The 21,373-nt window shown below is 34.9% G+C and carries 16 protein-coding genes; 14 read left to right on the top strand and 2 right to left on the bottom strand.

All coding sequences use genetic code 11. From position 1 onward, the window contains the following. The first annotated feature begins 4 nt into the window (after window positions 1–4). From JE46_RS18140 to JE46_RS18110, 7 genes are all read left to right on the top strand, one after another. Window positions 5–910, top strand: coding sequence for an NAD(P)/FAD-dependent oxidoreductase (locus JE46_RS18140; protein WP_031456704.1), 906 nt, complete (start codon window positions 5–7; stop codon window positions 908–910). Window positions 911–1,031: 121 nt separating this feature from the next. Continuing rightward, complete coding sequence (locus tag JE46_RS18135) at window positions 1,032–3,248, top strand: TonB-dependent receptor (RefSeq protein WP_031456703.1); 2,217 nt, start codon at window positions 1,032–1,034, stop codon at window positions 3,246–3,248. A gap of 108 nt (window positions 3,249–3,356) precedes the next feature. Beyond that, window positions 3,357–3,821, top strand: a complete 465-nt coding sequence (locus tag JE46_RS18130; protein ID WP_031456702.1) for a thioredoxin family protein — start codon at window positions 3,357–3,359, stop codon at window positions 3,819–3,821. A gap of 17 nt (window positions 3,822–3,838) precedes the next feature. Continuing rightward, window positions 3,839–4,996 (top strand): lycopene cyclase family protein, encoded by a 1,158-nt coding sequence (locus tag JE46_RS18125; RefSeq protein ID WP_031456701.1) that lies wholly within the window; start codon window positions 3,839–3,841, stop codon window positions 4,994–4,996. Between the two features lie 237 nt (window positions 4,997–5,233). Beyond that, window positions 5,234–5,644, top strand: a complete 411-nt coding sequence (locus JE46_RS18120; protein WP_031456700.1) for a BrxA/BrxB family bacilliredoxin — start codon at window positions 5,234–5,236, stop codon at window positions 5,642–5,644. Between the two features lie 270 nt (window positions 5,645–5,914). Beyond that, on the top strand, window positions 5,915–7,273 hold the full coding sequence (trhO, locus tag JE46_RS18115) for an oxygen-dependent tRNA uridine(34) hydroxylase TrhO (RefSeq protein WP_031456699.1): 1,359 nt from the start codon (window positions 5,915–5,917) through the stop codon (window positions 7,271–7,273). Between the two features lie 102 nt (window positions 7,274–7,375). Further along, on the top strand, window positions 7,376–8,380 hold the full coding sequence (locus JE46_RS18110) for a virulence RhuM family protein (protein WP_031456698.1): 1,005 nt from the start codon (window positions 7,376–7,378) through the stop codon (window positions 8,378–8,380). A gap of 183 nt (window positions 8,381–8,563) precedes the next feature. Here the strand turns inward: JE46_RS18110 and JE46_RS18105 are convergent, their stop codons facing one another. Both JE46_RS18105 and JE46_RS18100 read right to left on the bottom strand, forming a co-directional pair. Further along, window positions 8,564–9,901 (bottom strand): ankyrin repeat domain-containing protein, encoded by a 1,338-nt coding sequence (locus JE46_RS18105; RefSeq protein WP_236010648.1) that lies wholly within the window; start codon window positions 9,899–9,901, stop codon window positions 8,564–8,566. A gap of 24 nt (window positions 9,902–9,925) precedes the next feature. Further along, the gene (locus JE46_RS18100) at window positions 9,926–11,107 is read right to left on the bottom strand and encodes an ankyrin repeat domain-containing protein (RefSeq protein WP_031456696.1); all 1,182 of its coding nucleotides are present in this window, start codon (window positions 11,105–11,107) and stop codon (window positions 9,926–9,928) included. Window positions 11,108–11,460: 353 nt separating this feature from the next. Here JE46_RS18100 and JE46_RS18095 point away from each other — a divergent pair, with 353 nt between their 5' ends. From JE46_RS18095 to JE46_RS18065, 7 genes are all read left to right on the top strand, one after another. Next, window positions 11,461–12,816, top strand: coding sequence for a PSP1 domain-containing protein (locus JE46_RS18095; RefSeq protein ID WP_031456695.1), 1,356 nt, complete (start codon window positions 11,461–11,463; stop codon window positions 12,814–12,816). Continuing rightward, the gene (locus JE46_RS18090) at window positions 12,800–13,279 is read left to right on the top strand and encodes a gliding motility lipoprotein GldH (protein ID WP_031456694.1); all 480 of its coding nucleotides are present in this window, start codon (window positions 12,800–12,802) and stop codon (window positions 13,277–13,279) included. Before JE46_RS18095 ends, JE46_RS18090 begins: the two co-directional genes overlap by 17 nt. Window positions 13,280–13,288: 9 nt before the next feature. Continuing rightward, window positions 13,289–15,598, top strand: a complete 2,310-nt coding sequence (locus JE46_RS18085) for a penicillin-binding protein 1A (RefSeq protein WP_031456693.1) — start codon at window positions 13,289–13,291, stop codon at window positions 15,596–15,598. Window positions 15,599–15,767: 169 nt separating this feature from the next. Then, a complete protein-coding gene (locus JE46_RS18080) occupies window positions 15,768–16,469 on the top strand; it encodes a CoA transferase subunit A (protein WP_031456692.1) in 702 nt (233 codons plus the stop codon). A gap of 97 nt (window positions 16,470–16,566) precedes the next feature. Then, window positions 16,567–17,457, top strand: coding sequence for a class A beta-lactamase, subclass A2 (gene bla, locus JE46_RS18075; RefSeq protein WP_031456691.1), 891 nt, complete (start codon window positions 16,567–16,569; stop codon window positions 17,455–17,457). Between the two features lie 76 nt (window positions 17,458–17,533). Continuing rightward, window positions 17,534–18,187: a CoA transferase subunit B gene (locus JE46_RS18070; RefSeq protein WP_031456690.1), complete on the top strand. Its 654-nt coding sequence runs from the start codon at window positions 17,534–17,536 to the stop codon at window positions 18,185–18,187. A gap of 337 nt (window positions 18,188–18,524) precedes the next feature. Then, entirely contained in the window at window positions 18,525–21,290 is a 2,766-nt protein-coding gene (locus JE46_RS18065; RefSeq protein WP_031456689.1) for a M4 family metallopeptidase, read from the top strand. Window positions 21,291–21,373: the final 83 nt, after the last annotated feature.

Here is a 21,373-nt window from a genome sequence, read left to right as displayed (position 1 = left end):
CCTTATGGAAAAGAATTTTGAAGTGATTATTATTGGAGGCAGTTACAGCGGTTTATCTGCAGCGATGAGTTTAGGACGTTCTTTACGTCAGGTTTTACTTATCGACAGTGGTTTGCCATGTAACAGGCAAACACCACATTCTCATAATTTTATTACTCACGATGGGGAAAATCCTGCAGAAATTTTGGCGAAAGCTAAATTGCAGGTTGACTTTTACAAGACAGTTCAATTTTACAATCGACTTGCCAGTGAAGTTGTTAAAACACAAAATGGTTTTGAAATAAAAACAGAATCGGGGGAACTATTTACGTCTAAAAAGCTATTATTTGCAACAGGCGTTAAAGATTTATTTCCGGAGATTAAAGGTTTTGCAGCATGTTGGGGGATATCGGTTTTACATTGTCCGTATTGTCATGGTTATGAAGTCAAAAATCAAAAAACAGCTATTGTTGCCAATGGCGAAGTGGGTTTTGAATATGCAAAACTGATTTCGAACTGGACTAAAGATTTAATATTATGTACAAACGGGAAATCAGAATTAACTTCTGAACAAATGCAGATTCTTAAAAAGCATGCTGTTTTGATTTTGGAAGAAGAATTAGAGTCTTTTGAACATAATGACGGATATATTTCGAATATTGTTTTCAAAAATGGAGAAAAGATTGATGTAAAAGCCATTTATGCAAGACCAGCATTAAAACAGCATTGTTCGTTGCCACAAGTTTTAGGCTGTGGACTCAGTGATCAAGGATTAATAAAAGTCGATTTGATGCAAAAGACAACTGTTTACGGTGTTTATGCAAGCGGAGATGCTACGACTCAAATGCGTTCTGTGGCTTTGGCAGTTTCGTCCGGATCTTTTGCTGGGGCGGCAATTAACAAAGAACTTATTGAGGAATCATTTGTTTGAGCTATTGTTATGTTTAAAGAGAAATATAACATCTTAATTTAAATTGAATTATTTTTTTTGACTTATAATCATTGTTTGTCAAATTTAATTTTTAGTTTTGTCTAAATTTAATTTTATGATAATGAAAAATTCAATAGTAATATTGATTCTGTTTACTTTACAATTTTCTTATGCACAGGAAATCACTTCTGTTTCCGGTTTTGTTTCGGGTGAAGGAAGAAAAATACAAGCTGCAAACGTTCATTTATTAGGTACAAAACAAAAAACAGTTACGGATAGTTTAGGATATTATTCGTTAGAAAATGTTGCTGTTGGAAATTACACGATTCAAATTTCTCAAATGGGTTTTCAGAGCTTGAAAAAGAAAATTCAAGTTATTAAAGATGCTGTACAATCCTATAATTTTGAATTGACTGATAATGATAATCAATTAAATGAAGTGGTAGTTTCCGGAACTTTAAAACCGGTAAAACGATTAGAAAGTGCTGTACCTGTCGAAGTTTATTCTTCAGTTTTCTTCAAAAAAAATCCAACTCCAAGTATCTATGATGCACTGCAAAACATTAACGGTGTTCGACCACAGCTCAATTGTGGTGTTTGCAATACAGGAGATATTCACATTAACGGATTAGAAGGACCGTATACATTGGTTTTGATTGATGGTATGCCCATTGTCAGCAGTTTATCGACAGTTTACGGGTTATCCGGAATTCCAAATTCTTTAGTGGAACGAATTGAAATTGTAAAAGGTCCGGCTTCTTCTCTGTATGGAAGCGAAGCGGTTGGAGGCCTAATTAATATTATCACTAAAAATCCAACAAATGCACCGGTTTTTTCTGCAGATTATTTTACAACTACTTATTTTGAAAGTAATCTCGATTTAGGAATGAAGTTTAATGCCGGAAAAAAAGCAACTTCAATTTTAGGGGTTAGTTACTTTAACTATGATCAGATAATAGATAAAGACAAGGATAATTTTACAGATGTAACCCTTTCAGAAAGGATTTCGGTTTTTAATAAATGGAGTTTTCAGCGAAATAATAATCGGTTATTTACTATCGCAGCCCGCGGAATGTATGAAGATCGATGGGGTGGGGATGTACGCTGGGAGAAGAAATACCGCGGAGGTGATGAGATTTACGGTGAAAGCATATACACCAAAAGAGGAGAATTAATAGGAAGTTACCAATTGCCTTTTGAAGAAAAACTGATGCTTTCGTTCTCCGGAAACATACATTATCAGGACAGTCGCTACGGGACGACATCGTATATTGCTAACCAAAAAATTGGTTTTTTGCAGTTAACCTGGGATAGAAAGATTGGTCAAAATGATTTGCTTGCCGGAATTGCAAATCGCTATACATATTACGACGACAATACAGCAGGGACAAAAGATGCCGAAAGTACATGGCTACCCGGAATTTTTATTCAGGATGAAATTACGTTTTCGCCAAAAAGTCAGGTTTTGTTGGGAGCGCGTTACGATTATAACTCTATTCATGGTTCCATTTTTACACCAAGATTTGCTTATCGTTTCAAGGCAAATGAAAACTCCATCTTCAGATTAAATGCCGGAACCGGATTTCGCGTTGTGAATTTATTTACAGAAGATCACGCTGCACTTACAGGTTCAAGAGATGTTGTAATTGCTAATAATTTAAAACCGGAGAAATCTGTAAATGTGAATTTAAATTATATTCAGAAGATAAATTTTGGAAATGGAACTTTTATAGGAATTGAAACGACAGCTTTTTATACTCGTTTCAGCAATAAAATCATTTCAGATTACGAAACCGATCCCAATAAAATCATTTACGACAATATCGATGGTTATGCTTTAAGTCAGGGAATCAGTACCAATGTTGATCTGAATTTTCCTTCAGGCTTAAAATTTATTCTTGGCGCAACATTTTTAGACAACAAAAATGTGCAGGATGGGATTTCGGAAAGACCTTTTCTGACAGAGAATTTTACAGCAACCTGGAGTGTTTCCTATAAAGTAAAACCACTAAAGTTATTAATAGACTATACAGGTAATGTATACAGCCCAATGAAATTGCCTTTGCTGGGCGAAACCGATCCAAGAAGTCCTGAGTCGCCCTGGTACAGCATTCAGAATATTCAGTTTACGTATTCCGGCTGGAAGGATTTTGAAATTTACGGCGGAATCAAGAATCTGCTGAATTTCACACCAATGCAGAATAACCCGTTTTTGATTTCCGGTGCTGATGATCCGTTTGATAAAAATCCGGATGGTTTACCTTTTGATACCACCTATGTATATGGGCAGAATCAAACTATTCGAGGTTTTTTTGGGTTGCGGTATACTTTCAGGTAAATGCAGATGTCTGGAAAACATTTGTCAGGCTGAGCGGAATCGAAGCCCTTTCCAATTTACTAGCCTTCGACTCCGCTCAGGTTGACATCGGATTTAAAAAACTAACAAATGAAAAAGCTAGCTATAATTCTCCTCTTTCTCGGAATCAACTCAACAGGATTCAGTCAGCTTCAAAACAGATCATTTGAAGCAATGGATAGTTTACAGCAAATTCAAAAGCGAAAAATAATCGTTTTTATCCATACTGACTGGTGTCAGTTTTGCCAGCGTATGAAAGCGACGACTTTCAAAAATCAGGAAATTATTGAAAAATTAAATTCAAATTTTTATTTTATTGATTTGAATGCAGAAGAAAGAAGAGATATAACTTTTAATAATCAGTTGTTTAGATATAAACCTTCAGGAAATAATGTGGGTGTGCATGAACTGGCTTTACAGCTGGGAAGGATAAATAACCAGATTGTATACCCGGTTTTATGTGTTTTAAATCAAAAAAATGAAATCATCTTTCAGTATAATAGTTATTTAAGCCCGAAGGATTTTAAAATTCTTTTACAAAAATTGGAAGAATAAAATTGCTATTTTTGAGAATGAATTCTTCAGAAATCAAACACTTCGATTATATTTTTACAGGAACAGGTCAGGCTGCTTTGATGACGGTTTACAAGATGATTTTGTCCGGAAAATTCGCGGATAAACTTATTTTATTGTTAGATCAGGATTCAAAAAAAACAAACGACAGAACCTGGTGTTTTTGGGATAAGAGTGAAAGTATGTGGGATTCTGTTATTTCAAAAAAATGGGATATGGCTTTGTTTGCCAATGAAAATTTCAAGCGAGATTTAGAGCTCAGGCCTTATCAATACAATAAAATTAACGGGTTAGATTTTTATAATTTTGTTTTTAAAGAGATTTCTAATAATTCCAATATCACTTTTTTGACTGAAAAAGTAACGGATATCAATGAACTCGATACTCATGTTTTTGTAGGTACAGAAGAAAACAGATATACGGCCAATTACTTATTTAACAGCATTTATACTAAGGATTTTACTCAGAATCAGAAAAAATATCCCGTTTTACAACAGCATTTTACAGGTTGGTTTGTGAAAACAGAAGCCGAAGTTTTTAATCCTGAAAAAGTTACTTTTATGGATTTTTCGGTAAAACAAAAAGGAAATACAAGGTTTATGTATGTTTTGCCTACTTCTAAAACTGAAGCTTTGGTCGAATATACATTGTTTTCAGAGAAGCTGCTTGAAAAAGCAGAATATGAAAAGGAAATTCAAATTTATCTTAAGAATTTTGGCGCCGATCAGTATCAAATTATCGAAAAAGAACAAGGCAGCATTCCGATGACCTGTTTTCCATTTTGGAATAAAAACACTAAAAGAGTATTAAATATTGGTACTGCAGGAGGCTGGACAAAAGCAAGTACAGGTTATACGTTTAAAAATTCAGATAAAAAATCATCTGAATTGATTGCTTTTCTTGAGACTGAAAATTTTAAAATGTCATCGTTTCATAAAAAAAGCAAATTCTGGTTTTATGATTTATTACTTTTGGATATTCTGTATAGAAATAACGAATTAGGAAGCCGTATTTTTTCATCTTTATTTAAAAAAGATAATCCAGCATTGATTTTTAAGTTTTTAGATGAAGAAACCAATTTAATAGAAGACCTTAAAGTGATTTTAAAATGCCCTAAAATGCCATTTATAAAGGCATTGTTTCGGTATTTATTTTAAACACAATTCTTGTCATTCCGTAGGAATCTACATTTATAAATAACAGACTTGAGATTTCTACGGAATGACAAAATTGAACGTATTATCAGGATGCTATTTTGACTTTCAACTTTATGACCTTCCAACTTTCGACTTCATCAATCGAACTATAACAAAACTTTATACTTCAAATTAAGTTGTTGCCACTAAACTTTGTAACTTTGCAAAATCAAAAGTTAAATTTAAAAGATAAATAATATGTATCCACAAGAAATGGTAAAACCAATGGAAGCTGAATTGACATCTGCTGGTTTTCAAGATTTACATAGTGCTGACGCCGTAGATAACGCTATCAAAGCTGAAGGTACCACTTTAGTAGTTGTAAACTCTGTTTGTGGTTGTGCTGCAAGAAACGCACGTCCGGGAGCAAAAATGAGTTTAGAAGGCGCTAAAAAACCAGATCACTTAATTACAGTTTTCGCTGGTGTTGACAAAGAAGCGGTTGATGCTGCAAGACAACATATGTTTCCTTTTCCTCCATCATCGCCATCTATGGCCTTGTTCAAAAACGGAGAATTGGTTCACATGTTAGAGCGTCATCACATCGAAGGACGTCCGGCAGAATTGATTGCTGAGAATTTGCAAGACGCGTTTAACGAGTTCTGTTAATTTAAGTTACGAAGCTATATGAAGACTGTCTATTTATTTAGGCAGTCTTTTTTATTTGAAGCTATTCCGGCTGTGCGCTCTATCTTTTGTGCCAAACCCCGGCACAAAAGGATGCCGCTCCCATCCGGGCTAAAAATCAAAGTATCAAAGACCTTTAGGTTTTCAACGACTTTTTAAAACTTAGGAACTCAGAATCTTTGCAACTTAGGTGCTTTTTTCTAACTTTGCACCTTTCAAAAAATAATTTCTAAACTTAAAACTGTTTATAGCATGCAACTGTACAACACTTTGAGCGCAGAAGAAAGAGCCATCATGATCGATGATGCCGGTAAACAACGACTAACGTTGTCTTTCTATGCGTATGCCAAAATTCAAGATCCCAAAAAATTTCGCGACGATTTATTTGTAGCCTGGAATAAGCTCGATGCTTTAGGCCGAATTTACGTTGCCACAGAAGGAATAAATGCTCAAATGAGTATTCCTGAAGAAAATCTGGAGGCTTTTAGAGCCACTCTCGAAGTTTACGATTTCATGAAAGGCATCCGTTTGAATGAAGCGGTAGAACATGACGACCATTCCTTTTTAAAATTGACTATTAAAGTTCGCGATAAAATTGTTGCTGACGGTTTAAACGACGAAACATTTGATGTAACCGACATAGGTATTCACCTGAAAGCTAAAGAATTTAACGAAATTCTTGATGATCCAAATACAATTGTGGTTGATTTTAGAAATCATTACGAAAGTGAAGTAGGCCATTTTAAAAACGCTATAACTCCGGATGTAGAAACTTTTAGAGAGAGTTTGCCAATAATTAATGAGCAGCTTCAAAATCATAAAGAAGATAAAAACCTTGTAATGTATTGTACAGGTGGAATTCGTTGTGAAAAAGCAAGTGCTTATTTTAAACATCAGGGTTTTAAAAATGTTTTTCAGTTAGAAGGCGGAATCATCAATTATGCTAAACAGCTTAAAGAAGAAGGTTTGGAAAGCAAGTTTATAGGGAAAAACTTTGTATTCGATAATCGCCTTGGCGAAAGAATTACAGATGATATTATCTCACAATGTCACCAATGCGGAAAACCTTGTGACAACCACACCAATTGCGAGAACGACGGATGTCATTTATTGTTCATTCAATGTGACGAATGTAAATCGGCTATGCAAAACTGCTGTTCTGCTGAATGCCTTGAAGTTGTAAACATGCCTTTGGTAGATCAGGTAAGATTAAGAGCCGGAAAACAAGTTGGTAATAAAGTTTTTAGAAAAGGAAAATCAGAAAATTTAAAATTCAAACATTCAGGGGAGTTGCCTAACGTTGCTTTGGGAGCTGCTAATAAACCTGCCGATATTCGTCAAAAAGTAAAAGTCAAAAAAGTACTTCTTGGAAAAGCAGAACATTATTATGTAAAAGCACAAGTAGGTCAATTTACTGTTGAGAATGACGAACTGAATGCAGAGGACAAAATTTTAATTTCAGGGCCAACAACAGGTGAACAGGAATTGGTTTTGGAAAAATTCATTGTTGATGGTGCCGAAACTCAATCTGCAAAAATTGGAGACAAGGTGACTTTTGAAGTGCCATTCAGAATCAGATTGTCAGATAAAATATATAAGATTTTAGAATAAATTTATTTTAAAACTAATTCAGGAAACCTATTTTGTATTTAACAGAATAGGTTTTTTTTGTGGACATTAGCTACATTTGTTAAAACGCATTACCTACATGTTATGAAGGACGATTTGAAGAATTTTATTTTATATACAGCACCCAGCGGAGAAATTCGTGTTGATGTGTTACTCCAGGATGAATCGGTGTGGTTAACTCAAAAAGCAATATCAGAATTGTTTGGAGTGCAAAGACCAGCCATAACAAAGCATTTAGGTAATATTTTTGAGACAGGAGAATTGGAAGAAAAAATGGTTAGTTCCATTTTGGAACATACCACTCAACATGGCGCAATTAAAGACAAAACTCAAAAAAAAGAAACAAAATACTATAATCTAGATGCCATAATTTCAGTTGGCTATCGAGTAAATTCTGCCAAAGCCACCCAGTTTCGTATTTGGGCGACCCAAACCTTAAAAGAATATATCATAAAAGGTTTTGTGTTAGACGACAATCGTTTAAAACAAGGTCAGGCTATTTTTGGCAAAGATTATTTTAAAGAATTATTGCAAAGGGTTCGTTCAATCCGGGCGAGCGAAAGAAGGATTTACCAACAGGTAACCGATATTTTTGCAGAGTGCAGTATTGATTATGACAGTAATTCTGAAGAAACAAAGAACTTCTATACCATAGTTCAGAATAAATTTCATTTCGCCATAACAGGAAAAACGGCTGCCGAAATCATTTTTAAAACTGCTGATGCCAAAAAAGAAAATATGGGACTGACTAGCTGGAAAAACGGTCCAAATGGGAGAGTTTTAAAATCGGATGTGATTGTTGCTAAAAATTATTTAGAGGAAAAAGAAATCAAACAATTGGAACGTACGGTAACAGGATATTTTGATTATATAGAAGGATTGATTGAACGTGAGAATACTTTTACGATGGAACAATTGGCAACCAGCGTCAACAAATTCCTAACGTTTAACGATTATAAAATTCTGGAAGGCAAAGGAAAAACGTCTAAAATACAAGCCGATAAAAAAGCAATTATTGAATATGAAGTATTCAATAAAACCCAAAAAATAATTTCTGATTTTGATAAAGAAATAAAAAAACTAAAGTAAGAGATTTAGAAAAATATTCGATAATTTATTGAAATAGAAAAATAGTTATTCGCTATTCTTTCTTTTGAGATATATGGTAAACATTTTCTTTTGTCAATTCTAAAGTAAAACCTGAGATTTAAATTAACCAACGGTTGAAACCGTTGGTTAATCTCTAGCAATATAGCACTATTATTTTGTAATTTACCCTTTCAAAATTTTGCTTTTCTCACTTTCAAATTCTTCTGATGTCAAAATTCCGGCATCCAAAAGTTCCTTCAAATCTAATAAGGCTTTTTTCTTTCCTTCCATAGCATTTGAAACATCAGCTTTTGGAGCTTCATCTCTTTGAATTGGTTTTACAACAGTTCCCGAAGGAGCGTATTGCAAAATCAATTCCGTAATTTCATTAAAACCTTTTACATTCGAATAATCAATCGCTTTTTGCTCTTTTATGTTTACGATTGATGCGTCGGCTTTGTTTTCGAGTAAATATTTTACAACGTCCTTCTTTCCGTTTGCAGCGCTGTAATGCAAAGGTGTATTTCCGGATTCGTCCTGGATGTTGATATTGGCTCCGGCATCAATTAATAACTTCACCATGCTTAAATTGCCTTTTTTTGTTGCTACATGCAACAGGCTTTCTCCGCCATAAGAGTAAGAACTGTTCAATGTGAAACCAGAATCGTTTGAAATATTAGTTGCACTGACAATCCAATCCAGATAATCATTCATTGAAGAGGTATCGCCCGCAACAGGTTTGCTGTAATTGACATCAACGCCATTCTCCAAAAACAAGGAAACAATCTCTTTTTGATTATTGGCACAGGCGTACCAAACAGGTGAATAACCAGTATTGTTCGATGTGAAAACATCTGCTCCTCTTTCTACCAATAATTTTGCAAGCATTCTGTTGGTTTCGTAACAGGCAATCAAAAGGGCATTTTCACCGGAATGATTGACCTGATTAATATCTGCTCCATTATCCAAAAGCAAAGTAACCATTGGGATTGATTTGGTATAACATGCATAAAGCAAAGGCGTATTTCCTTGTTTATCTGTTACATTAATATCGGCCCCTTTGTCTAAAAGCAACTGAATAATTTCTCTGTTTAGTTTTGCCGAAGCCAATAATAGCGGAGTTTCTCCATTGTTATTCAGTAAATTAACATCAGTTCCTGCTTCAAGCACCTTTGTTGCGATTTCGATTTGCGCAGTCTGAACAACTAAATGCAGCAGACTATTTCCGTATTTATCATTTTTTGTAATTTCAGCGCCATTTTCTAAAAGATACAAGGCAGTTTGTTTTTGCTTTTGCAGACATGCAAAATATAAAGGCGTTTCTCCCTGATGATCCTCGTAGTTAATATCGGCTCCGTCTTCGGTTAGGATTTTTACAATATCCAGATAACCTCTGTGTGCAGCATAGTGAATTGCAGTTCTTCCTTTTTCGTCCGTATATTTTACATCGACTTCTTTGTTTTGAAGTAGTAATTCAGCTATTTTTCGGTTGCCGTTTTCACAGGCAATTATAAATGACATTGACATGTATAAGTTTTTTAAGTTTTATTGTTTCATTAAAAGTTCAACCGTTTTAATTTTCAGGTTGTCTGCAGATGCCAGCATTAAAGCCGTTTCATCCTTATCATTTGTAATCGAAATATCGGCACCGTGATCGAGCAATAATTTTACTTTTCGATAGGTTTCTTTCGCCATTTCGGTATCATAATTGACATTATAAGCGCAGACTTTATGTAAAATAGTGTTTCCTTGATTGTCCTGTTCATTCACGTCCAAAGAAACGTTGTCTAAAACCGATTTTAAAATATCCGATTTCTTTTCTGCAATAAAATCTATTCCCGATTTTGGCTGTCCGTAATATTGAGCACAGAAATTCACATCGGCACCATCAGCCAACAACCTTTCTAAAAATTTAATATCGCCGGGAGCGCCTGAAACTGAACTGATAAAATTAGTTAATAAAGTTCGCCCGTCTTTATTGAGAATATTAAAATCAGGTGAAGAAATTGAGGCCAGAGTATCGTACATGTCATACGAAAACTGTTCTGCTACGGCATAATAAAATGCAGTATTGTTGAGGTTGTCGGTTTCATTGGTGTCTGCACCGTTTTCAATTAAAAATAGTATAAGTTCTTTTTTGTTTCTTTTAACGGCAGAGATTAACGGAGTTGTTCCGACGATGTTTTTTTCGTTAATGTCAACACCACTTTCCAAAAGTAAAGAAATATATTCTTTAGCTTTCTCTGGATCTAAGCCATAAGAGCTTAGTACATTATAAATGAAATTTTCTCCTGCATTGTTTTTATATTGTGTGTTCGCCCCAAAATCATCTATCAGGATTTTAACAATTTTTGCAGAAGCACCATTTTCAAAAAAATAACCCAATAAAGTCTTATCGCTTATCTCATCATTGATATTGTCTATTTTCGACATCAATCCTTTGAAGAAAATAATAGATTCGTCATCATCTTTTAAATAGCGTGTTAACGGATTAAAAATTGATTTGTCAAAACTGTCAAGTTCGTAAACATCAGTTTCAATAAAGCCGGCTTTTATTAATTTTTCGATGAAATCAATTTCTTTGGCTTCAATAATTTTGGCTGCTATTTGCGAAAAGTTATTTTTTAGATATTGTTCGTTAAAATTTTCTCCGTTATTCAGGCATTTTCTGGCCTCGTCAAATTTTCCCTGAAAAAGGAAACTTTCAATTTGGTTTTGTGTTTGCATTTGATTGAAATGTATTTTAAAATGAAATAAGTTTAATTTTAGTTTGTAATCATTGACTTCCAAACTACGCTGTAAGATAAAACATAAAAATCATAAATATATTTTAGAATAAAAATTAGAAATATCTATTTGTGCTGCAAAACATGCAGAATACATTTTTTCATAGAAATCATCCTGAAACTGAAGTAAAATAAGATTAAAGTTTTAAAGAAATTAACGTAAAAAGATTTATATATTTTATTTAACAACCCTTTAGTTTTTATCCATAAAATGCAAACTAAAAAAAATACTATCTTTACCGATCAAACGTTTATGAACTTAAGTTGCACTTTTGCAACACTACATATATAATTATGGCATGTACAAGTTGTTCAACCTCAGATGGCGGCGCACCAAAAGGTTGTAAAAATAATGGGACTTGCGGTACCGACAGCTGCAATAAATTAACGGTTTTTGACTGGCTTTCTAACATGAGTCCGTCTAATGGAGATGCAATTTTTGATTGTGTTGAGGTTCGTTTTAAGAACGGACGCAAGGAATTCTTTAGAAATTCAGAGAAATTAACCCTAAGTATTGGTGATATTGTAGCCACTGTGGCTTCACCAGGACATGATATTGGAATTGTTACTCTGACAGGCGAATTGGTTAAGATTCAAATGAAGAAAAAAGGGGTGAATCCTGATAGTAATGAAGTTCCTAAAATTTACAGAAAAGCATCTCAAAAAGATATTGATATTTGGTCTGTGGCCCGTGATCGTGAAGAGCCTATGAAAGTTCGTGCCCGTGAATTGGCAATTCAGCATAAACTGGAAATGAAAATTTCGGATATTGAATTTCAGGGAGACGGATCAAAAGCAACATTTTATTACACAGCAAATGACAGGGTCGATTTTAGACTTCTGATTAAAGATTTTGCAAAAGAATTCAGTACCAGAGTCGAAATGAAACAAGTGGGTTTCCGTCAGGAAGCTGCTCGTTTGGGTGGAATTGGTTCTTGCGGTAGAGAACTTTGCTGTTCTACCTGGCTTACCGATTTTAGGAGTGTAAATACTTCAGCGGCTCGTTATCAGCAGCTTTCTTTAAATCCACAAAAATTAGCCGGACAATGCGGAAAATTGAAATGCTGTCTAAACTATGAATTAGACACGTACATGGATGCGTTGAAGGATTTTCCGGATTATGATACTAAATTAGTAACCGAAAAAGGTGATGCTATTTGTCAGAAACAGGATATTTTTAAAGGTTTAATGTGGTTTGCTTACACGAACAATTTTGCAAACTGGCATGTTTTAAAAATTGATCAGGTAAAAGAAATTATTGCAGAAAATAAACAGAAAAACAAAGTTTCTTCATTAGAAGATTTTGCTATTGAAGTAACTTCAGAGCCTGAAAAAGACTTTAATAACGCAATGGGTCAGGAAAGTTTAACGCGTTTTGACCAGCCTAAAAAGAAGAAAAAGCCAAACCGCAAACGCAAGCAGAATGCTGAACCTGCAATAGTAGCGACTCCTGCCAAACCTCAACAGGGAAATAATAATAAGCCTGCAGCAGGAAGTAATAATAGGCCGAACAATAATAAACCCAATAATCAGAATAAATCAAACAATAACAATAAACCCAATCATTCGAATAAACCCAAATCGAATGATAATAAACCAGCTGAACCAAGGAAACCTATAATTATTACTAAAAATGAGAATAAAAAATAGCGGAATTCTTCTTTTGGCAGCCGTACTTCTTTTTTCATGTGATAAAAAAAGAGTATTTGATGAGTACAAATCTGTTGGGAGTGCCTGGCACAAAGACAGTATTGTAACCTTCGATTTGCCAGTATTAGACTCTACAAAACGATATAATTTATTTGTAAATTTGAGAGATAACAACAATTATCCTTTTAAAAATCTGTTTTTAATTGTTTCTCTCGAAATGCCAAATGGCTTTACAAAAATTGATACATTAGAATATGATATGGCTGATGCCGAAGGTAATCTGTTAGGAAACGGATTTACGGATATTAAAGAAAGTAAATTGTTTTACAAAGAAAATATAAAGTTTAGAGGAAAATATAAAGTAAATATCAAACAAGCTGTCAGGCAGTCAGGAAAAATTCCGGGAGTTCAGGAATTAGAAGGAATTACAGATGTAGGTTTTAGAATAGAAAAAAAAGATTAGAAAATAGTTATGGCTACTAAAAAAAACAATCAAACAAATAGTACAAAAGATATTAAATACTATCAAAAAAAATTCTGGAGATTTTTTGCTTATGGATTAGTTGGTATTCTGGCCTTCTTTTTATTTGCTTCATGGGGTATTTTTGGGTCTATGCCATCTTTTGAAGACTTAGAAAACCCGGATTCTAATTTAGCCACTGAAATTATCTCTTCAGATGGAGTTGTTATTGGAAAGTATTTTAAAACAAACAGGTCTCAATTGAAATATTCGGATTTACCGAAAAACTTAGTAGAAGCTCTGGTCGCTACAGAAGATGCCCGTTTTTATGAACATTCAGGAATTGACGGGCGTGGTACTTTAAGAGCTATTTTTACGTTAGGTACAAATGGTGGTGCGAGCACGCTGACACAGCAATTGGCAAAACAATTATTTCATGGAGAAGGATCTAAATTTCTTCCTTTCAGAATAGTGCAAAAAATAAAAGAATGGATTATTGCCATCCGTCTGGAAAGACAATATACCAAAAATGAAATTCTGGCGATGTATTGCAACGTTTATGATTTCGGAAATTATTCAGTTGGGGTAAGTTCAGCTGCACAGACTTATTTTTCCAAAGATCCTAAAGACTTAACAGTAGATGAATCGGCCATTTTGGTTGGAATGTTCAAAAACTCAGGTTTATATAATCCGGTTCGTAATCCAGAGGGTGTTAAAAATCGTCGTGATGTAGTACTGGGTCAAATGGTGAAAGCAAAGATGATTACCGAGCCTCAAAAAGAAAAATACAAGGCATTACCAATTTCTTTAAAATTCAAACTTGAAAGCCACCGTGAGGGAATGGCAACTTATTTCCGGGAATTTCTTCGTGATTATATGAAGAAATGGATGGCAGAAAATAAAAAACCGGATGGTTCTGATTATGATATTTATAAAGATGGTCTGAAAATATACACTACTATCGATTCCAGAATGCAGGGCTATGCAGAAGAAGCTGTAGCAGAACACATGAAGAATCTGCAACAACAGTTTTTTATTGAAATGAAAACCAATAAAAATGCGCCTTTTGTAAATATTACCAAAGCTGAAACAGACAGAATCATGATGCAGGCGATGAAAAATTCTGTTCGTTGGGCCCAGATGAAAGAAATGGACAAAAGCGAAGATGATATCATTGCTTCATTCAAAGTTAAAACAAAAATGAGAATCTTTACCTGGAAAGGAGAGCGTGATACAACTATGACGCCAATGGATTCCATTCGTTATTACAAGCACTTTTTACAATCTGGTTTAATGGCAATGGAACCACAAACCGGAAATATCAAAGCATGGGTTGGAGGAATTAATTATAAATATTTCCAATACGATCACGTTGGGCAGGGGGCGAGACAAGTAGGTTCTACTTTTAAGCCTTTTGTTTATGCTACAGCAATTGAACAATTAAATATGTCGCCTTGTGATTCAATCTTAGACGGACCGTTTATGATTCACAAAGGACGCCATCACGTAACAGAGGACTGGGAACCAAAAAACTCAAACCATACCTATCGCGGGATGGTAACTTTAAAACAGGCATTAGCCGGTTCCATCAACACCGTTTCTGCAAAATTAATAGACAGAACTGGTCCCGAGGCTGTTGTAGAGCTGACTCGAAAATTAGGCGTTAAAACTGAAATTCCGGTACAGCCTTCTATCGCATTGGGAGCTGTTGATATTACGGTTGAAGATATGGTTGCCGCATACAGTACATTTGCGAATCAGGGTGTATATGTAAAACCTCAGTTTTTGAGCCGTATTGAGAATAAAAGCGGAGAGGTAATTTATGAACCAATTCCTGAATCACACGACGTTTTAAACAAAGATATTGCTTTTGCTGTGATTAAATTGCTTCAGGGTGTTACAGAGACAGGTTCGGGAGCGCGTTTGCGTACGCAAGGCGGGGGTAGTGGAGACAACCGTTGGACAGGTTATCCATATATGTTTACGAATCCTATTGCAGGTAAAACCGGAACAACGCAAAATCAGTCAGATGGATGGTTTATGGGAATGGTTCCAAATTTAGTTACAGGAGTTTGGGTTGGCTGCGAGGACCGTTCGGCACGATTCAAAAGTTTAACTTATGGGCAGGGAGCTACAGCTGCATTGCCGGTTTGGGCTTACTTTATGAAAAAATGTTATGCTGATCCTGCACTTCAGGTTTCAAAATCAGAGTTTGAGCGTCCGGCGAATCTTTCAATCAAAGTAGATTGTTACACCAGACCTGCTGCCGTTGTAAAAGATACTACTCAGACAGAACAAAATACAGAAGAGTTCGAACTATAGCTTTAGCTTTTTAAATTAAAAATATCCTTTTGTTACCATCTTAAATTAGATGAATGCAAAAGGATATTTTTTTTGATATACAATAGATTTATTTTTTACGAAATCGTTATAATTCAATCTAAAAATCTTATTTTTATCAAACATTACCCAGTAATAAAGACAGTTTGTTATGATTACAAAAAAAGTAAACAGTGTACACGACGCTATAAAAGGTATCGAATCCGGAATGACCATTATGTTTGGAGGATTTGGTTTATGCGGAATTCCTGAAAATACCATTGCAGCCTTAGTAAAAACTCCAATTACTGATTTAATCTGTATCTCTAATAATGCAGGCGTTGATGATTTTGGCTTAGGTTTGCTTCTTCAAAAAAGACAAATCAAAAAAATGATTTCTTCCTACGTTGGAGAAAATGCTGAGTTCGAACGCCAGATGCTTTCAGGTGAACTCGAAGTTGAATTAACACCTCAGGGAACTTTGGCCGAAAAATGCCGTGCTGCTCAGGCCGGAATTCCTGCTTTTTTTACTCCCGCAGGCTACGGAACTGAAGTAGCCGAAGGGAAAGAAATTCGAGAGTTCAACGGAAAAATGCACATTATGGAACACGCTTTCAAGGCCGATTTTGCTATTGTAAAAGCATGGAAAGGCGATGAAGCCGGAAATCTTATCTTTAAAGGTACTGCCAGAAACTTCAACGCCTGTATGGCGGGTGCTGCAAAAATTACCATTGCTGAGGTAGAAGAGCTGGTTCCGGTTGGTACTTTAGATCCAAACCAAATCCATATTCCGGGAATTATGGTACAGCGTATTTTTGAGGGAGAAAAATTTGAAAAGCGTATAGAACAACGTACTGTAAGACAAAGGAATTAGATAATGAGATAATTTGTCAATTAAATAAATATTGAATGTAAGGCAGAGCATTATCTAATTATCAAATTTTTTAATTGACACATTCAAAATTAATAAGATGACTAAACTTTTTTATACAATTCTGGTTTCTTTTTTATCGTTTCAGACTTTTGCCCAAACAACAAATGAACTTCGTGAAAAATTAGATCAGATTATTTTAGGAAAGAATGCAACAGTTGGGATTTCTATTAAGAATATTGAAGATAAGGATACTTTGAGTATTAATGGAAAACTAAAAGCTCCGTTGATGAGTGTTTTTAAATTTCATATTGCTTTAGCAGTTTTAAGCCAGGTTGATCATGGAAAACTTTCATTAGACCAAAAGATTTTTATTAAAAAGAAAGATTTACTTCCTGACACTTGGAGTCCTATCAGAGAAGATTTTCCAGAAGGGAATATTTATTTAACCCTGAATAAATTGCTGCGTTATACTGTTTCGCATAGCGATAATAATGGATGTGATATATTGATTAATTTAGTTGGAGGTACAAAAACAGTACAAAAATTTATAAATAAACAAGGAATTAAGGATTTCGTCATCAAGGTCAACGAAGAGCAAATGCAATCTTGGGAAAACCTTTATGTAAATACTTCAACTCCGTTAGCAACAACTGAATTGCTTGAAAAATTTTATAACGGAGCAGTTTTAAAAGAAAATACAACCAAATATTTATACCAAATAATGGTAGAAACATCAAGAGGGCTTACCTGGATGAAAGCCGGACTTCCCGAAGGAACGGAATTGGCACACAGAACTGGTATATCAGGAACAAATGATAACAATCTCAGAGTTGCCCTGAATGATGTAGGCATTGTGAAACTTCCAAACGGAAAGCACTTTATTCTTTCGGTTTATTTAAAAGAAATTACTGAAAGCAAAGAAGATACAGAGAAAATAATTGCAGATATTACAAAAGCAACCTGGGAGTATTTTACGAAAAAGAATTAGATAATGAGATAATTTGTCAATTAGATAATTAATGTTCAGTGTAACTAGAGCATTATCTAATTGACACATTGAAGATATGTTAACAAAAGAAGATATAGCAAAACGAATTGCAAAAGAAGTAAAAGACGGCTATTTTGTCAATCTTGGTATTGGGATTCCAACACTGGTTGCAAATTATGTAAGAGATGATATTTCTGTAGAATTTCAAAGTGAAAACGGAGTTCTCGGTATGGGGCCTTTTCCTTTTGAAGGAGAAGAAGATGCCGATATTATCAATGCCGGAAAACAGACTATTACAACGCTTCCGGGAGCGAGTTTCTTTGACTCTGCTTTTAGTTTCGGAATGATCCGTAGCCAGAAAGTTGATTTAACGATTTTGGGAGCGATGGAAGTTTCTGAAAACGGTGATATTGCCAACTGGAAAATTCCGGGTAAAATGGTAAAAGGAATGGGAGGCGCTATGGATTTGGTGGCTTCTGCCGAAAATATCATCGTAGCCATGATGCATGTCAATAAAGCAGGAGAATCTAAAATTCTTAAAAAATGTACTTTACCCTTAACAGGCGTAGGATGCGTTAAAAAAGTAGTAACCGAGCTTGCAGTTCTCGAAGTCACGAAAAATGGTTTTAAGCTCTTAGAACGTGCGCCAGGTGTTTCTGTTGAACATATTATTGCTTCAACTGAAGCAGATTTGATAATTGAAGGAGAAATTCCGGAAATGGAAAGATAATTAATTTTGTTATGCTAAAATAGGAGAGGCCAGCTAATCAAGCTGGTCTTTTTTTGTTGAATAAATTCTAAAATGCCTATCTTTTTTCTATTAATTATTGTTTTACAATATTTTATAATTAAGTAATATGTCGTTTTTGGTGTAAATTTTTACAAAATCCTTACATATTGTTAAATAAAAGTGAGTTTAAGATAAAAAGTGTTGTGTTTTATCGATTAAAGGCAAATTTCATCGATAAAATAACAAAATTGAAATATTTTTGTCTTAAATTAAAGTATTTACTTACATTAAATATTTTGTTTTAATTTATTTACCAAAATTTTAAACCCCTTTTATTATGGAAAAAAAATTACCAAAAATTGTCACTACGACAGTTATTATGTTCACATTTTCTTTAACCGCATTTTCGCAAATTACAGACAAACGCGTAAGTCAGAAAAATGTATCCGAAAACGGATTGCCAAGTTCAATTATCTTTAACGAAAGTGCTTCTTACAAAGATTCCGATTCAAGAAAGGTCTTTCAGGATCAATTAGGGCTAAAAGAGAATCAGTCTTTTGCCAAAATCAGGACCGAAACGGATAAAGACGGTTATACTCATGAAAAATTTCAATTGTATAATCAGGGAATTAAAGTTGAGTTTGCAAACTATAGTCTGCATTATAAAAGTGGCAAATTAGTTTCTATGAATGGTGAATATTATGACCTTGAAAATGTAGAAACAACACCTAAACTTTCTACAGATGAAGCTTTTAATAAAGCAATAAGTCAAATCGGCGCAAAGCAATATCTGTGGGAGACTCCGCTTGATGCAAAAGAAATGAATTATGAAAAACCAAAAGGAGAATTGGTCCTGTTACCTGCGATGGAAGATCAGGGGCAAAAAAGGACAAGGGATAATGTTCGTTTAGCTTACAAGTTTGATATTTATGCCACAAATCCCGTAAGTCGTGGGGATGTTTACATAGACGCTATTACCGGAAAAGTTTTATTTTACAATGCAACGATAAAACATCTTGGGAAATATAGCCATGGCAAATCAAAAGCAACAAGTATAGACCACTCAAAAGCATCTTCAAGCTCTAAAGTTGCCATTGTAGCCGCTAATGCAGCTACACGTTATAGCGGAACGCAGGTTATACAAACAACTCTAAGCGGATCGTCTTATAGATTGGCAGATGCAACAAGAGGGTTGGGTATTAATACCTTTAATATGCAAAAGGGAACCAGCTACACTGCCGCAGTAAATTTTACTGATGCAGATAATAACTGGACTGCAGCAGAGTATGCAAATACAAACAAAGATAATGGTGCATTGGATGCGCATTGGGGAGCAGAAAAAACGTATGATTACTGGTCTAGTGTACATGGCAGGAACAGTTTTGATAACGCAGGTACTATCATAAAAAGTTATGTGCATTACAGCAATGCATATGATAATGCTTACTGGAACGGAAGTGTAATGACTTACGGAGATGGAAGTGGAACCTATTTTGATATTTTAACATCAATTGATGTAGCTGGTCATGAAATTGGTCATGCCATTTGTTCCTACACAGCAAACTTAGCTTATCAAAAAGAGTCCGGAGCAATGAACGAAGCTTTTTCGGATATTTGGGGAGCCTGTATTGAGTATTTTGCCGCACCAACAAAATCTATATGGTTAATTGGAGAAGATATAGAAAGAAGATCAGGACATGCTGCTTTACGATCAATGAGTAACCCAAATGCTGAAGGGCAACCAGATACTTATGGCGGAACCTATTGGATAAACCCAAACTGTACACCTACAGAATCCAATGATTATTGTGGAGTACATACAAATTCCGGGGTACTAAATCACTGGTTTTATATTTTGGCAGTGGGTAAGACAGGTACAAATGACATCGGAAATGCCTATAATGTTACGGGCATTACAATTGACAAAGCAGCAAAAATAGCGTATCGCCTTGAGAGCGTTTATTTGACGGCTAATTCAACTTTTGCAAATGCAAGAACTTCAGGAATACAATCGGCAATTGATTTATATGGTGCAGGATCAGCAGAGGTTATTGCGACAACAAATGCATTTTATGCTGTTGGGGTTGGAGCAGCTTACAGCAGTTCTACAGATACAACAGCGCCAACGGCACCGGCAAGTCTGGCAGCTTCAGGTACTACAGGCACAACAACAAACTTATCATGGACGGCCTCAACAGATAATGTAGCTGTTACGGGGTATAATATTTATCAGGGAACAACTTTAAAAGGATCATCCACAACAACAACTTATGCCGTAACAGGTTTAAGCGCTTTAACTGCTTATAGTTTTAGTGTAAAAGCCAAAGATGCTGCAGGAAATCTTTCTGCTTCCAGCAATACTGTAAATATTACTACTACTGCAGCGACTGTAACCTATTGTACTTCTCAGGGAAATAGTGCAGCAGACGAGAGAATTGGTAAAGTGGTATTTGGAACAATTAATAATACTTCAACAGGAACTACCGGTTATGAAAATTACACTGCTGTTTCTACAAATGCAGCAAGAGGAACTGCTTATACTATTACGATTACTCCAAGCTGGACCTCTTCTGTTTATAGCGAAGGTTATGCTGTTTTTATAGATTATAACCAAGATGGTGATTTTGCCGATTCAGGTGAAACTGTTTGGACAAAGGCCACATCAACAACGACTCCGGTAACGGGAACAATTACAATACCGGCAACAGCAACGCTTGGAACAACCAGAGTTAGAGTTTCTATGAAATACAACGGAATTCCAACATCTTGTGAGTCTTTCTCTTATGGTCAGGTAGAAGATTATTCGATAAACATTACAGCTTCAGGAGCCATTACAAACGAAGAAATTGCTGCAGGATTAGTTGAAACTACTGAAACTTCAAGTTTTGCATTATATCCAAATCCAGTTGCAGATGAGCTAAATGTATCGTTTTTAAACAATACAGGATATACCTTTAGAATTGTAAATACTTTGGGACAGCAAATTATTACCGGAGAACTTTCAGGAAGCCCTATTGATGTAAGTGCATTAAATACGGGAGTTTATATTATCGAATTAAATAACGGAAGTAAAAAAATCGTTAAGAAATTTGTTAAGAAATAATTGAATTTGAGTTAGTAAAAACGGAATGCCTCGCAATCTTGCGGGGCTTTCTTATGTAGATTTTCAGGTTGTAATTTCAAAAA

Source organism: Flavobacterium chungangense LMG 26729 (genome assembly GCF_000735715.2).
In the GTDB taxonomy this organism is placed as follows: Bacteria; Bacteroidota; Bacteroidia; order Flavobacteriales; family Flavobacteriaceae; genus Flavobacterium; species Flavobacterium chungangense.
Note: the sequence above shows the minus strand (reverse complement) of the source record. Positions and strands in the feature narration are given on the sequence as shown.

Coding starts and splice junctions, on each gene's coding strand:
- JE46_RS18130 (WP_031456702.1), top strand. CDS start 3,357: ATGAAAAAGCTAGCTATAATTCTCCTCTTTCTCGGAATCAACTCAACA.
- JE46_RS18070 (WP_031456690.1), top strand. CDS start 17,534: ATGTTAACAAAAGAAGATATAGCAAAACGAATTGCAAAAGAAGTAAAA.
- JE46_RS18110 (WP_031456698.1), top strand. CDS start 7,376: ATGAAGGACGATTTGAAGAATTTTATTTTATATACAGCACCCAGCGGA.
- trhO (WP_031456699.1), top strand. CDS start 5,915: ATGCAACTGTACAACACTTTGAGCGCAGAAGAAAGAGCCATCATGATC.
- JE46_RS18135 (WP_031456703.1), top strand. CDS start 1,032: ATGAAAAATTCAATAGTAATATTGATTCTGTTTACTTTACAATTTTCT.
- JE46_RS18085 (WP_031456693.1), top strand. CDS start 13,289: ATGGCTACTAAAAAAAACAATCAAACAAATAGTACAAAAGATATTAAA.
- JE46_RS18100 (WP_031456696.1), bottom strand. CDS start 11,107: ATGCAAACACAAAACCAAATTGAAAGTTTCCTTTTTCAGGGAAAATTT.
- JE46_RS18090 (WP_031456694.1), top strand. CDS start 12,800: ATGAGAATAAAAAATAGCGGAATTCTTCTTTTGGCAGCCGTACTTCTT.
- JE46_RS18120 (WP_031456700.1), top strand. CDS start 5,234: ATGTATCCACAAGAAATGGTAAAACCAATGGAAGCTGAATTGACATCT.
- JE46_RS18140 (WP_031456704.1), top strand. CDS start 5: ATGGAAAAGAATTTTGAAGTGATTATTATTGGAGGCAGTTACAGCGGT.
- bla (WP_031456691.1), top strand. CDS start 16,567: ATGACTAAACTTTTTTATACAATTCTGGTTTCTTTTTTATCGTTTCAG.
- JE46_RS18105 (WP_236010648.1), bottom strand. CDS start 9,901: ATGTCATTTATAATTGCCTGTGAAAACGGCAACCGAAAAATAGCTGAA.
- JE46_RS18065 (WP_031456689.1), top strand. CDS start 18,525: ATGGAAAAAAAATTACCAAAAATTGTCACTACGACAGTTATTATGTTC.
- JE46_RS18095 (WP_031456695.1), top strand. CDS start 11,461: ATGGCATGTACAAGTTGTTCAACCTCAGATGGCGGCGCACCAAAAGGT.
- JE46_RS18125 (WP_031456701.1), top strand. CDS start 3,839: ATGAATTCTTCAGAAATCAAACACTTCGATTATATTTTTACAGGAACA.
- JE46_RS18080 (WP_031456692.1), top strand. CDS start 15,768: ATGATTACAAAAAAAGTAAACAGTGTACACGACGCTATAAAAGGTATC.